This window comes from Longispora fulva (assembly GCF_015751905.1).
Classification (GTDB): domain Bacteria; phylum Actinomycetota; class Actinomycetes; order Mycobacteriales; family Micromonosporaceae; genus Longispora; species Longispora fulva.
In genome coordinates, this window is sequence record NZ_JADOUF010000001.1 from 5,901,064 (window position 1) to 5,914,604 (window position 13,541).

13 protein-coding genes are annotated in these 13,541 nt (G+C 71.9%); 6 read left to right on the forward strand and 7 right to left on the reverse strand.

The window, feature by feature from the left end; genetic code table 11:
* Positions 1 to 164: 164 nt before the first annotated feature.
* The 6 genes from IW245_RS26655 to IW245_RS26680 all read right to left on the reverse strand — a co-directional run bounded on the left by IW245_RS26655 (position 165) and on the right by IW245_RS26680 (position 4,671).
* On the reverse strand, positions 165 to 1,583 hold the full coding sequence (locus IW245_RS26655; RefSeq protein ID WP_197005903.1) for an ABC transporter permease: 1,419 nt from the start codon (positions 1,581 to 1,583) through the stop codon (positions 165 to 167).
* A gap of 23 nt (positions 1,584 to 1,606) precedes the next feature.
* Complete coding sequence (locus tag IW245_RS26660) at positions 1,607 to 2,092, reverse strand: DUF3180 domain-containing protein (RefSeq protein WP_197005904.1); 486 nt, start codon at positions 2,090 to 2,092, stop codon at positions 1,607 to 1,609.
* A complete protein-coding gene (folK, locus tag IW245_RS26665) occupies positions 2,089 to 2,583 on the reverse strand; it encodes a 2-amino-4-hydroxy-6-hydroxymethyldihydropteridine diphosphokinase (protein ID WP_197005905.1) in 495 nt (164 codons plus the stop codon). The genes IW245_RS26660 and folK overlap by 4 nt, the downstream gene beginning before the upstream one ends.
* Positions 2,580 to 2,936: a dihydroneopterin aldolase gene (folB, locus tag IW245_RS26670; protein ID WP_197005906.1), complete on the reverse strand. Its 357-nt coding sequence runs from the start codon at positions 2,934 to 2,936 to the stop codon at positions 2,580 to 2,582. Before folB ends, folK begins: the two co-directional genes overlap by 4 nt.
* Positions 2,923 to 3,741: a dihydropteroate synthase gene (gene folP / locus IW245_RS26675; RefSeq protein ID WP_233472939.1), complete on the reverse strand. Its 819-nt coding sequence runs from the start codon at positions 3,739 to 3,741 to the stop codon at positions 2,923 to 2,925. Before folP ends, folB begins: the two co-directional genes overlap by 14 nt.
* A gap of 204 nt (positions 3,742 to 3,945) precedes the next feature.
* Positions 3,946 to 4,671, reverse strand: a complete 726-nt coding sequence (locus IW245_RS26680) for a hypothetical protein (RefSeq protein ID WP_197005907.1) — start codon at positions 4,669 to 4,671, stop codon at positions 3,946 to 3,948.
* 208 nt (positions 4,672 to 4,879) lie between these two features.
* Here IW245_RS26680 and IW245_RS26685 point away from each other — a divergent pair, with 208 nt between their 5' ends.
* The 6 genes from IW245_RS26685 to IW245_RS26710 are packed head-to-tail and all read left to right on the forward strand — an operon-like array spanning position 4,880 to position 12,706.
* Entirely contained in the window at positions 4,880 to 5,179 is a 300-nt protein-coding gene (locus IW245_RS26685) for a hypothetical protein (protein ID WP_197005908.1), read from the forward strand.
* Positions 5,180 to 5,197: 18 nt separating this feature from the next.
* A complete protein-coding gene (locus IW245_RS26690; protein WP_197005909.1) occupies positions 5,198 to 5,560 on the forward strand; it encodes a hypothetical protein in 363 nt (120 codons plus the stop codon).
* A complete protein-coding gene (locus IW245_RS26695) occupies positions 5,557 to 9,180 on the forward strand; it encodes an ATP-binding protein (protein WP_231398950.1) in 3,624 nt (1,207 codons plus the stop codon). The genes IW245_RS26690 and IW245_RS26695 overlap by 4 nt, the downstream gene beginning before the upstream one ends.
* Entirely contained in the window at positions 9,180 to 11,006 is a 1,827-nt protein-coding gene (locus tag IW245_RS26700) for a cation diffusion facilitator family transporter (RefSeq protein WP_197005910.1), read from the forward strand. The genes IW245_RS26695 and IW245_RS26700 overlap by 1 nt, the downstream gene beginning before the upstream one ends.
* A 3-nt stretch (positions 11,007 to 11,009) precedes the next feature.
* Positions 11,010 to 11,552, forward strand: coding sequence for a hypothetical protein (locus tag IW245_RS26705; RefSeq protein ID WP_197005911.1), 543 nt, complete (start codon positions 11,010 to 11,012; stop codon positions 11,550 to 11,552).
* On the forward strand, positions 11,549 to 12,706 hold the full coding sequence (locus IW245_RS26710) for a M23 family metallopeptidase (protein ID WP_197005912.1): 1,158 nt from the start codon (positions 11,549 to 11,551) through the stop codon (positions 12,704 to 12,706). Before IW245_RS26705 ends, IW245_RS26710 begins: the two co-directional genes overlap by 4 nt.
* Here IW245_RS26710 and IW245_RS26715 read toward each other — a convergent pair.
* On the reverse strand, positions 12,699 to 13,424 hold the full coding sequence (locus tag IW245_RS26715) for a hypothetical protein (protein ID WP_197005913.1): 726 nt from the start codon (positions 13,422 to 13,424) through the stop codon (positions 12,699 to 12,701). The genes IW245_RS26710 and IW245_RS26715 overlap by 8 nt on opposite strands.
* Between the last annotated feature and the right edge of the window lie 117 nt (positions 13,425 to 13,541).

A 13,541-nucleotide genomic window follows, 5' to 3' on the forward strand; every position in this document is an offset into this window, starting at 1 on the left:
GGGACCCCGCTCGTGTCTGGCCGTTCCATCACCGAAACCTAACCCAGGGGTCGGGTCGGGTCGGGCCTGGCCGCGGCAGAGACGGGCCTGCCCGGGGCGGGGCCACCGGCGCTCGGGACAGCCTGGCCTGTTGTCGGACCGGTCTTCAGGTGGTGGGAGCGGGGTCAGATCCGGCGGGGCGGGGTGCCCCACGGGTCGATGTCCGGGCCCAGGCCGTCCGCGCGGTCGGTGCCGAACGCCGGGCGGAACGGGGAGGCGTCCCCCGGTCGGGCGCCGTAGGCGGTGTCGTTGCCGTAAGCCGATTCGCCCTGGCCGTGGGCCGAGCCGGGCTGGTTCTGGCCCGCCTGGCCGGAACCGGTCTCGTAGCCGGAGCCGGAGCCGTAGCCGGAGTCGCCGAAGCCGGGGACCGGGCCCGGACCGGTGCCGTAGCCGGGGGTCTGGGTCTGGCCGTAGCTGGCCGGCGGGGGCGGGACCGGCGGGGCCGACAGGGTCGCGGTCGCCGGGCCGGACCAGGAGTCCCCCGACGTCGCGTACGGGCCGCCGGCGGACCACGTGTCCTCCACGACCGCCGCCTCGCCACTGCCCGGGGCCACGCTCGGCGGCCAGTCCGGCGCCGCCGGGTCACCGATCGGCGGCGGGATCCGCCGGGGACGGCCGAACCGCTCCACGAGCCGGGTCACGAACAGCCCGCCCAACACGGCACCGGCGCTGACCAGAAGATCACTGAACGCGATCCGCTGCACGGCCAGCACCTGCGCGCCGAGGACGACGACGAGCGAGCCCAGGACGGTACCCAGAACGCCGCCCCGCCGGCCGAAGGCGCTCACCCCGCCGAGCAGCACGGCACCCAGGGCCGCGAACGTGTACTGCGACCCGTCCGACGCGACGCTCGCGCCCGCGTGCAGGGACAACAGGATCCCCGACAGCGCGGCGAGCAGGCACGAGCCGATCAGGGTGAGCGACGCCAGCAGCGCTGGCCCGGCGCCGGGCCGGCCGGCGGGGTCGCCGTCGATCCGGTACCGCGAGAAGCCCCGCCGGATCCCCGGGGCCATGCACAACAGCCCACCGATCACCGACAGCGCGACGGCGCCGCTCAACCAGACCACGCCGAACTTGTCCGGCTGGTCGAGGAACTTGATCTCGACCGTGTGCAGCCTGGCGACCAGCGCCAGGATCAGCGCAGAGATGCCGGCGCTCGCCGCCCAGCCCGGCACCCGGACCACGCACACGAACAGCGCCAGGACCAGGCCGGCCAGCAGCGCGGCCCCGAACGCCAGCACCCCGGCCTCGACGTAGCCGGCGTCGCTGTGCCGGGCGAACAGGGCACCGGCCACCAGCGCGATCGGCCCGACGGCCAGGTTGACCACCCCGGCGCGGACCGTCGCCGACAACCCGACGGACATCAGCAGCAGCACGGCCGCCACCAGCGCCAGGGAACGCAGATTGTGGGCGCCGAAACTGGCCGGCGCCAGCCCGTACAGCGTCACGGCCAGGCCGGCCACCGCGCAGGCGAGCAGCACTTCCCAGACAAGGTGGACGAACAGCCGATCCTTGCCGGGCGCCCCGGGGGCATCGAGAGCCATGTGCGGGACCGTACCCGCCGAACTCAACCGGCGGAAGGGTCCTTGTCAATATCTTCGGGCCCCGGCGGAATCCGGCACGCGTGCTCCAGCCACAGCGCGGCGGCCAGCAACAGCGCCGACGCCGACAGCGCGAGCACCGCCCCGGGCAGGTCCCGGTCGGCCGCGTCGAGCCGCGACATCCACAGCCACAGCGCCAGCGCGCCGTACCCGCCGGCGAAGATCGCGCCCACCACCGACGAGGCCTTGGCGAGCACCACGAGCCGCGCGACGGTCAACGGCTCGACCGGCTCGGTGCCGGGCCGGCGGGCGAGCCGGGCCCGGGTGTTCCACGCCGCGTACAGCTCAGCGAGGGCCAGCAGGCCCATGGTCAGCGCGGACAACCAGGTGAGTTTGGGCAGCTCGCCGTAGAACCTGCCGACGAACACCCAGGTCAGGGCCGCGGCGGCCAGGCCGGCCACGAACAGGGTCGCTGGGCTGGTCGGGCGCAGGCTGGGCTCCGGCTCGGTCATGACGCCACGGTACCCACCGCGACGACGTCGCGCGCGTCCGCCGCGAGCGCCGGCTCCCGGAGCAGGTCCGCGACGAAGCCGTGCCCGGGCAGCTCGGCCCACGGGTCGACCTCCAGCCACGGCACGAGCACGAACGCCCGCAGGTGCGCCCGGGGATGCGGCAGGGTCAGCTCCGGGTCGGCGGAGAACACCGGCGTCGGGTCCCAGACCATGATCACGTCCACGTCGAGGGTGCGCGGGCCGAACCGGCGCTCCGGGTCGCGCACCCGGCCGGCCGCCTCCTCCAGGCCGCGCGCGACGGCCAGCCAGTCCGAGTGGCCCTCCACGATCAACACCATGTTCAGGTACGCCGGCTGCAGCTCGTCGCCCCACGGCGGCGTCTCGTACACCCTGGAGGCGCTCAGCACCGCGTCGCCGAGCGTGGCCACCGCCGCCCGGAGCGTCTCGCGCCGGTCGCCGAGGTTGGACCCGAGGGCCAGGAGCGCCCTCATGCCTTCCTGCGCACCGTGACGGCGACGTCCGCGAACTCGTGCGGGATCGGGGCCTGCGGCTTGTGCACGGTCACCACGCAGCTGGCGACCCTCGGGTCGCCCAGGCACACCTCTGCCAGCCGCTCCGCCAGCGTCTCGATCAGGTTCACCGGCTCGCCGGCGATCACCGCGACCAGCTGGCCGGCCAACTCGCCGTAGTGCACGGTGTCGGACACGTCGTCGGTGGACGCCGCCTTGCCCAGGTCCAGGTCCAGGGTCACGTCCACGACGAAGTCCTGGCCGGCGGCGCGCTCGAAGTCGTACACCCCGTGGTAGCCGCGGGCGCGGAGTCCCCTCAGCTCAATCGAGTCCATCGTTCACCTTTCGCAGGACGGCCAGCGCGTCGGCGGTACCGAGCACGTCGTGGACCCTGACCCCCCAGGCTCCCGCCTGGGCCGCCAGGACGCTGACCGCCAGGGTCGCGGCCTCCCGACCCTCGGTCGGCCGCGGCGCGCCGTCCGGGCCGGCGAGCAGCGCGCCGAGGAAGGACTTGCGGCTCGCGCCGATCAGGAAGGGCAGCCCGAGGCTCTTCAGGCCATCCATGTGGGCCAGCAGTGCCCAGTTGTGCGCCGCGTTCTTGGCGAAGCCCAGCCCCGGGTCGAGGATCAGCCGCGCCGGGTCGACCCCGGCCTTCGTGGCCGCGTCCACCCGCTCGGCGAGTTCGGCGGCGACCTCGGCGACGACATCCCCGTACACGGCGTTGGCCTGCATCCGGTCGGAGTGCCCGCGCCAGTGCATCAGGATCCACGGGCAGCCGGCGTCGGCGACCACCCGGGCCATGTCGGGGTCGGCCAGCCCGCCGGACACGTCGTTGACGATGCCCGCCCCGGCGGCGAGCGCCGCCGCCGCGACGGTCGACCGGGTGGTGTCCACGCTCGTGGGCACGCCGGCGGCGGCGAGTTCCCTGATCACGGGCACCACGCGGGCCACCTCGGTGTCCGCGTCGACCCTTGCGGCACCCGGGCGGGTGGACTCGCCGCCCACGTCCACGTAGTCGGCGCCCTGGGCGCGCAGGGCCAGCCCGGCGGCCACCGCCCCGGCCAGCCCGGCGTGCCGCCCGCCGTCGCTGAACGAGTCGGGCGTGACGTTCAGGACGCCCAGGATGACCGGTGTGTTCACCCGTTCAGGGTAGAACGTGGCCGGCGGCGGCCCCGCGCGATCCGTGCTGCCCGGGATTCCGCCGGGCGGGCGGGCCGGGCGTGACCCGCCTGCCGTCGGGCCTCTGCGTGGCCTTCCGGCTGCGGCCGGCGCCGTGAGCTTCTTGTGGGCGGGCCGGGGCGGCGCGAACGTCCTCCCGGCGGGCCCAGGCGTCAGCTTCGGGGGTCAGCCGGTGGGGCCGGGCGGAGTCAGGGGCCAGACGGCGAGTTCGACCGCGCCGACGATCTCCAGCGGCAGCTGCGCCGCCCCCGGGGGCAAGAGTCGGAAATCCGTCAGCCGGACGAACCGGCGGCCCTCGCCGTCCTCGGCGGCGACCACCATCAGCCACGTGCCGATCACGTCCCGATACACCCAGCCCAGCTGGGCGTCGTCGGGCACCCCCCGGTCGTCGGTCGGAACAGTGGACGGAGTTGGCAGGTTGGCCACAGGGGCCCCCTCAGTCGGCATGGGAATGGTCGGGACGAGCACGGGCAGCAGCGCGGCACCCTTGGCGTACGCGGAGATCTCGACCCTTCGGACGAGCTTTGTCACCCCGATCAGCCCGACGGCGAGGACGAGCACCCCCGCGCCGGCCACCAGCGCCCAGTGCTGGGCAGTGCCCACCGGTACCGGCCAGACGACCGCCCCGGCCCCGGCGGTGGCGAGGACGAGACCCAGCCCGATCGCCGCGACGGCCAGCGGGCCCGTGCCGAGATGCGGCCGGCCGGCGGATCCGAAGGAGACCACGGGGGCACCCTGCTCGGGGGTTGTCGGCCGGGCCGCGCGGGCGGCGGCGACGCCGATCCGCAGGGCGCGGGCCGCGCGGGCGACCCCGAGGTCGTACCCGCTCAGACCGGCCATGAGCAGGCCCGCGAGCACGATCATCGTGCCCGCGATCGCCATGCGCAGCATGCCTTACCTCCACGGTCAGCTTTGTGCGCCGGAAGGACTCGTGCAACAGTCTTCTTAGCTTGTCCGCCGTCAGGGCGCAATGTACGGTCAAGCTCACCCTGAGCAGCGGCGCGACACAGGGTCACTGCTTACTACCACTCGGAGCAGTTTTCCGGAAGGCTAGAGCATTGGCGGCCGGGCTCCCCCGGCCGCGACCGGGGAGGTCAACATGATCTTGTTGGAACTCGCGCAGGCGGCGCCATCCGTCAGCCTCGCGCACGCGGCAGAGATCGTCCTCGCCGAACCAGGAATCAACACGAACGGTGTGCTGGGCTTCTTCGCGACCAAGATCGCGCCGATCCTGCTCGCCGTGCTCGGCATCATCTTCATCGGGCGCGCCAGCAAGGGTGAGGTGTCCAAGGTCCTCACCAGCTCAGCGATCGCGATCGTGGGCATGGTGTTCGTGGCCGGTGCCGCCACACTGTTCTTCCTGGGCGAGTACCTGATCAATCTGCTGTTCACGAAGTAGCGGGGACGTGAGTGGACCATGCGGCTGAGGACAGATGACGACATCTACCGGGCGCGCCTGGTCTACCTCGGGCCGCCTGGATATACCCTGCCAGTCCATCTGCCTTATGCGCAATATGGACTTTTTATCCTCTTAGTACCCGTTTTCATGTTCATTCACTTCCTCTTCAGCCGTACAGTGGACCTGTTTCCGGCGTGGGAGATCGCGCTGGCGATGGTGACCACGTCGTACGTCTTCCGGCATGTGGACCCGGACCGACCGGCACGCATGGTCATCCGCACCGCGCTCACCGACTGGCGTCGCACCAGGGAGCCCCGCGCCGAACAGCGGGAGCCCCGCCTCGTCGCCAGGAAAGTGCTCATCCGCGAGGAGCTGATATGACCACGACCCCCCGAGGGCCGGGCGAGACCTCGCCACCGACGACGAGTGAGAAGGCCACTGTGCCCGGACAGCCCGGCCCGGTAGCGGTGTTCCGCGCACCCGGGGCAGACCCGAACGGGTCGGCGTCGATCCTGGACGCCGACGATGCCACCCTGTCGCCGTTCCTCGGGCTGGTGACGCCGGCCCGGGAGCCGGAGCCCCGCACCACCGGCCCCGCCTCCGCTCCCGCCTCCGTCTCGGGGTCCGGGGAGCGTCAGGCGGAGCCCGCACCGCGTCGGGCGGAGCCGGAAGCCGGCCAGGGCCCGGTCCACCGGCCGATCGAGCGGACCCAGGTCCGGCCGCCGGCCGGGACGACCCGGGTGCCGACGGCCGCGGACCGGGCGGCGCAGCCCGGCCAGACCACCCGGCAGGGTGGCCCCGCGCAGGCGGGCGGCCAGCCGCAGACCGAGCGCGCCGCGCAGCCCGGTAGCTACTCTCAGCCGGGCCACGGCGGGCAGCCCGGCGGTTACTCGCAGCCCGACCAAGGCGGACAGCCCGGCGGGGGGTTGCCGCCGCCAGGCGCGCCCCACGGCGGCCGCCCGGTGGCCGCCGGAAACCCGGCCGGCGTGTCCCGGGCCCCCGACGTCCGCCGCCCCGACGGCATGCCCGGGACGGGCACCCCCGAGTGGCAGGGCCCGCCCGTCCCGCCCCGGTACCCCGACCCGACCGGCCAGGCCGGCTCGCGCGTCCCCGGTGTCCCGCCGACCGGCCGGCCCGCCTCCGACGCCGCCCGGCGCGCGCACGACGACGAGCTCGCCCAGCACGTCGACCAGCTGTTCAACGCCGCCGTCGAGGCCGTGCAGTCCGCGCCGCAGCACCAGGCGCCCGCGCCCGTGCGGGCCACCGGCCGGGCGGTGCCCGCCGAGCGGTCCCGGATGCCTCAGGCGCCGAGGGACAACCGGCCGACGGAGGACATCCGGCTCGGCCGTGAGCACCGCGGCCTGGGCACCGCGCCGTCCACCAAGCCGGACCCCCGCCCGCGTCGGGTGCCGAAGCGCGAGGTCCAGCCGATCCGGGACGGGGTGCCGCGTCGGCAGCTGCCCCGGTTCACCGACCGCGATCCGGCGTCGGACCTGGCGATCACCGAGGTCGCCGGGCACCTGACGTTCACCCCGAACACCATCACCGCGTGGTACTGGCTGCCGGAGGTCCGCTGGGCCTTCCGCCCGGACGCCGAGCGCGAGGCGCTGATCGTGGCGATCTCGGAGCAGTACGCCGGGCTGGCCGGCTTCCGGCTGCACCTGCGGCGGACCACGATGCCGTTCCCGGCCGACGAGTGGGCCCGCACCGTGGACACCCACACGCCCCGGCCGCTGCCCAATGTGCCCGGGGCGCCCAGCTGGGGCGACCACCTGGTCAACGCGCAGAAGCACCTGTTGCAGGTGAACCATGCCGAGGGGCAGACGTACCTGGGGATCACGTTCGCGCGGCGTACCCTCGGAGACTCTTTTTCCGAGAAGATCAACCGGATGTTCGGCAAGGGCGTGACCGAGTCTGAGCGCCGGCGCACGTCGCGGCTGGTCGAACAGTTCGACGAGGTGCTGGGCGCGTTCGGCATGCGCGGCCGGCGGGTCACGGTCAAGGAACTCGAGTGGCTGCTCTACCGCTCGGTGGCGCTGTGCATGGCCCCGCCGCGCGACATGTCCCCGGTCGGCAACGGCGAGTGGGAGCGCGGCGACCTGCTGGCCCTCACCGAGCACATCGAGCGCTACCGCACGCCCTACGGCGCGACGGTCAAGCTCGTCAACCGGCTCACCGGCGAGGAACGGCACGTCTGCGTCCTCACCGTCGGCCGGATGGAGCCGCTGGACATCCCCGAGCGGCACGAGCCGTGGCTGCACTTCCACGAGCGGCTGCCATGGCCGATGGAGCTGTCCAGCCGGGTCGACGCGCTCGGCCAGAACGACACGTTCAAGAACCTCGAGCACCGGCTGCGCATGATCCGTTCCCAGCAGCGCGACTACGCCGAGCACGGCATGGACTCCCCGCCCGAGCTGGAGCGTCTCGCCAAGCGTGCCCTCGGCATCGGCGACGAGATGACCACCGGCCTGCCGATCGACGCCGCCCGCGTACACGGCTGGCACCGGATCGCGATCGGCGGCCGGACCCGCGACGAGGCCCTGGAGCGCACCCGGAAGCTGATCCAGATGTACTCCCGGGAGCTGCGGATCTCCCTGCAGCACCCGAAGAACCAGGACTGGCTGGCCCGCGAGTTCATCCCCGGCGAGCCCATCGCCAACAGCGGCTACGTCCGCCGGATGCCGGTCAAGCTGTTCGCGGCGGCGCTGCCCCAGGCCGCGTCCACCGTGGGTGACCGCAGGGGCGACCTGATCGGCCGCACCGCGGGCACCTGCCGCCGCCCCGTCTTCCTCGACGTGCACTTCCCCACCGAGGTCCGCGAGCGCTCCGGCCTGGCCGTGTTCGTCGCGGAGCCCGGCGGTGGCAAGTCGACCCTGATGGGCGGCCTCGGCTACCTGGCCGCGCGCCGCGGCGTGCAGGTCACCATGCTCGACCCGTCCGGCCCGCTCGGCCGGCTGTGCGAAATGCCAGAACTCAAACCCTATTCCCGGGTACTGAACCTGACCGGCTCCGGCCAGGGCACCCTGAACCCGTACGCGCTGATCCCCACCCCGCAGCGCCCGCACTTCGCCCCCGGCACCGAGGGCGACCGCGAGTTCCAGATCGCGCTCGGCAACGCCCGGGCCGAACGCCGGATGCTCGTCCAGGACATCTGCTCGATGCTCGTCCCACCCCAGGTGGCCCGCGAGGCGCGCACGGCCACGATGCTCCGGCACGCGGTCCGCAAGGTCCCCGCCGAGGAGACCGCCACCCTCGACGACATCGTCAAGGCCCTGCAGGACGGCGACGACCACTCCCGCGAACTCGGCAACCTGCTCCTGGACACCGCCGAGATGCCCCTGGCCCTGCTGTTCTTCGGCCGTCCCCCGGAGGGCGCGCTCGGCGACGACAAGACCCTGACCGTGATCACCATGGCCGGCCTCCGCCTGCCCGACCTCAAGATCGAACGCGAGTACTGGTCCGCGGAGGAGCAGCTGGCCCTCCCCATGCTGCACACCGCGCACCGCCTCGCCGTCCGCCGCTGCTACTCCGGCGACATGCACCGCCGCAAGCTCGTCGGCCTCGACGAGGCGCACTTCATGGACGGCTGGCGTTCGGGCCGGTCCTTCCTGGTCCGCCTCGCCCGCGACTCCCGAAAGTGGAACCTGGCCGCCTTGGTCGCCTCCCAGAACCCGAAAGACATTCTCGGACTCGACGTCCAAAACCTCGTGTCCACAGTGTTCGTGGGACGAATCGCCGAGGACTCCGAGATCGCCGAGGAGGCCCTGCGACTGCTCAGGGTGCCCCGTGGGGTCGGATATGAGCAGACCTTAGCGACACTCTCCCAAGTTGAGGCATCATCACAGGATCGGCTCGGATTCCGGGAGTTCGTGATGCGTGACGTGGATGGGCGGGTGCAGAAGGTGCGGGTGGACATCTCCTACGTGCCACAGTTGCTGGACTACCTGGACACCACACCTACGGCCGCTGCGGAGGCTCCGCCGACCCAGGAGCGTGACTGATGCCCGGCCATCGCTGGGCAGCCATTCTCCTCACGCTGATCGTCACGGCCCTCTCGATCGCTGTTCCGGCGTCGCCGGCGATGGCGAAGAAGCCGTGCAGCCTGGAAGAGTGGCGGGAGCCCGGCAACCTGTCCCGGTGCGTCGGGGAACTCGACGATGTCGCGGCGAGCCGGGCCACGTGCCTGAAGTCGCCGACTCCGAGCGCGCCGGACTCGGGGATGGCCGGCTGGTTCGCGTCCCGCCCGGAGTCCTCCCGCAAGGCCGGCGTCACCGGCATCTACAGCAAGTACGGCTACGCCGGCTACGACTTCACCACCTACGACATCAACTGCGTACAGACCACGATGCACCCTGACTACAAGTTCGAGAACACCGTCGCCAACGGCGAGTTCATGATCGCCACCGGTATCGTAGGCGCGTCCAACGCGCTGCGCGAGCGCGCCTGGGAGCCCAAGGAACTGTGGGGCTGGGCGGATCCGTTGGTGGAGAAGGCCACCAAGGCCGTGTACACGAAGGTGTTCACCGTCTTCGGTTCGCTCACGCTGGCTGTGGTCGGCCTCTACCTGCTCTGGCGGTCCCGGCAGTCGGACATGTCCTCGACGATGACCACCGCCGGCTGGGCGATGTTCGTGCTGGTCGTCGTAACGGCGCTGGCCACCTGGCCGACCAAGGCTGCGGGCCTGGCCGATGCCACCTTGACGAACGGGCTCGCGGCGGTCCACTCGGCGATTGGGCCGTCTACGCGGGATATTCCGCCAGACAAATGCCCGCCACTCGCGGGGCCCGAAGGTTGTAAGGACAACCGCCCGCCCGCTGTTCGGGCGGGCGACACTGCCGCGGAGAACCTGCTCTACAAGAACTGGCTCCGGGGCACCCTGGGCAGCGCGGACAGCGTGACGGCGCAGAAGTACGGCATGGCGCTCTACGACGCCAAGTCGTTCAGCTGGGCCGAGGTCGAGAAGATGCGCAAGGAGCCCAACCAGCGGGCCGCGATCATCACCCAGAAGTCCGACGAGTGGCAGCGGGTCGCCGAGCAGATCAAGACCGAGGACCCGGAGGCCTACGAGTACCTTCAGGGCATGCGGGGCACCGACCGGATCGGCGCTGGCTTCGTGGCGATCCTGGCCTCCCTCGCGTACTCGTTCTTCGACATCACCGCGTCGGTACTCGTGCTCCTCGGCTTCGTGCTGTTCCGCTGGGCCGTGATCGCCGCTCCGGTGATCGGCACGGTCGCGCTCCTCAAGCCCGCCTCGGCTGGTTTCCGCCGCCTGATGAACGCGGTGCTGGCCGCCGTGTTCAACATCCTGATCTTCGGCACGGGGGCGGCGATCTACCTGTTCGCGGTCGACCAGATCATGAGCACCGCCGCGCTGCCGGGTTGGCTGCAGGTCGTGCTGATCTGGCTGTGCGGGATCGTGGGCTGGATGCTTTTGCGGCCGTACCGGCGGATCACCCAAATGGCGGGTAAGGAGGCCGGGGCCGCTGCGCCCGGGGCGACGTGGCGGGAACGCTTCTTCTCCGACCTGCGGTCCGCGGCGGTCGCCGCCGGTACGGCCAAGGCCGTCGCCGAGGACGACAAGGCCCCGAGCACGTCGTCGGGCGCGTCGGCACGGGTGGAGACCCGGGCTGAGGAGGTTTCGGCGGTGCCGTCGGCCCCCGTGGCGCAGTCCGCTTCCTCCCGCCCCGAGTCGAGTTCCGCTCCGGCGACCCCGGCCAGGTCCACCGGCGAGCGCCGACTGCCCGCCCCGGTGGCCGCCGAGTCCGGCGAGTCGACGTGGGGCGAGGTCTACCGGCCGTCGGAGTCCAGAACCGAGGAGCGGGTGTAGTCGATGCGGTGGCTGTCCTACCTGGGCGCCCGGTACGGGATCGCCCTGGTGCTGGCGCTGCTCATCGGTGCGTTGGTCCTCACTGTCAAGATCGCGGCTCCGGAGGCCGCGCCGTCAGCGGTCGGGCCGGACACGGGCAGCGCGCAGCCGGTGCCGGCGAACACCGAGGCGCACCAGGAGGGTGACGACCTGGAGCCGAGTAGGTCGCCGGCCCCGCCGTCGACCAGCCCCGGTGCCGCCGCGCCGGACGTCGTGGCCAAGACGTTCACGAGCGCGTGGCTGAAGCACACCGGGGTCACGGGCGACCAGTGGCGGGCCGGTATGCGGCCGTACGCGACCGCGAATCTGATGGAAAAGCTCAAAGACACAGATCCGATTCAGGTACCGGCCGAGCGGCTCACGGGCGAGCCGAGTCCGGGTGTCTACACAGGTGCGTCGTTCGTGGAGTTCCGCTTGGCCGTCGACTCTGGCACTCTGAGTCTGAGGCTGATCGCCGATCGCGGTCAGTGGCGGGTCGACACGATCGACTGGGAGCGGACACGGTGAAGCGCAGGCTGATCATCTCGGCCGTTCTGGCCGGAGTGCTCATCCTGCTCTGTTGTGCCGGCGGCACGGCCGCGGCCCTGCTCGGCGGCCTGAACGGCGACCCGAACGACCCCCGGCTCAATCTCGCCGCGTGCGGAGCCGGCACCACGATCAACCTGGACCGGCTGCCCACACTGTCCGAGTTGTCCCCGGCCGAGATGCGCAACGCCGCGATGATCGTGCAGGAGGGCCAGCGCCTGGCCATTCCGCCCCGCGCGTGGGTGATCGCGATGGGTACAGCGCTGCAGGAGTCCAACCTGCACAACCTGGCCAACAGCAACGTGCCCCGCTCTCTCGGCATCCCGCACGAGGGGGTCGGCCGGGACCACGACAGCGTCGGGCTGTTCCAGCAGCGCCCGCTCCCGCCGGACGGGGCCGGCGGGTGGGGCACCGTCGATGAGCTGATGACCCCGGCGACCAGCGCCCGGAAGTTCTACGAGAAGCTGCGCGGCATCCCTGGCTGGGAGAAGATGCGGCTCACCGAGGCGGCTCAGCGGGTGCAGGTCAGCGCGTTTCCGGAGGCGTACCAGAAATGGGAGCCCTTGGCGGCCGCCATCGTCGACAGCCTGACCGGCGGGGCGGCCCGGGCTCCCGGGGCGGCCGATCCGGCAGCGCTGGGCTGCGCGCCGGGCGGGGTGATCACCGCCGGCGGGTGGACGACGCCGGTGTCCGACCAGGTGGGCAGCAGGTTCGGCCCCCGGGACAGCAGCTTCCACTACGGGGTGGACCTCAGTTCGCCGTACCGGACGCCGATCCGGGCCGCCGCCGCCGGCATCGTGATGACGGCCGAGTGCAACGCGCACTCCGGCACTGGGCCGATGAGCTGCGATGTCGACGGTGGGATCTGGGTGTCCGGATGTGGGTGGTATGTCGAGATCAAACACGCGGACAACGTCGCCACCCGGTACTGCCACATGATCCAGCGGCCGCCCGTCCGGGTCGGGCAGTTGGTCAGCGCCGGCGAGGTGATCGGACTGTCCGGGAGTTCCGGGAACTCGTCCGGGCCGCATCTGCATTTCGAGGTGCATTTGGGCGGCGACATGTCGAACTCGGGTGCGGTGGATCCGGTGCCCTACATGGCGGCCAAGGGCGCACCGCTGAAGGACGTCAGGTGAGCTGACGGGCTGAGCAGACTCTCCAGCCGTCCTGATTCGCAGTTTCGAATGCCCAATTCTGAAAATTGTTCCAGCCTTCGCCGGTGAGGCTCAGCCTCGCTTCCACGACGGATTGGCTGGACAACTTCATCTCGTCCGCAGCAACCGAAATGTGCGTGTGGAAACGGGCCTCTTGGTCCTTGACGTTCGTCATCAACCGACGCAACGCCCCTAGATCCGCCTTCTTGCAACTGAACCGCGCCACCGTCGACTCATCCCGTGCCGTGAACATTGCATCCACCAACTGCGAAACCGCCAAGGTCGGCGTGCTTCGGTCGATTTTTGTCTGTTGGTCGTACACATTCAGCGCGATGCCCCCGGCAACCACCACCGCGACGATCACCGCCAGCCCCGCCACCAGCGCGATCACCTTCGCCCGCGGCCTCTTCCGACCTGCCCGCCCGACGACCTCCGGCTCATCCCCACCACCCGAAGGCACCCCCGCGACCGCCTCAGCCTGGGGCAGTCCCGCACCAGAAACCCCAGACTCACCAGACACCAGATCACCGGCCACGGCCGAAGCCCCAGACCCATCCGTGACCACGCCCCGACCGTCCGCCCCGCCACCCGACCCGTCCCGGGTCGAGCCCGGCCCGGCCTGCGCCGGCACCACCCCGGCCTGGGCCGGAGCAGCCATCGGCCACATCGGCTCGTCGTCCCGCCCGTCCCCAGTGGTCATGCCCGAAACTCTACGCGGCACCCGCCCCACCCGGCTCGAAGCAATGCCCCCGAACCGGAACTCGCAGTGCCCCGACCGCCCACCCCACGGCGGTGCTGTCCCCGCGCCCCCGACTGC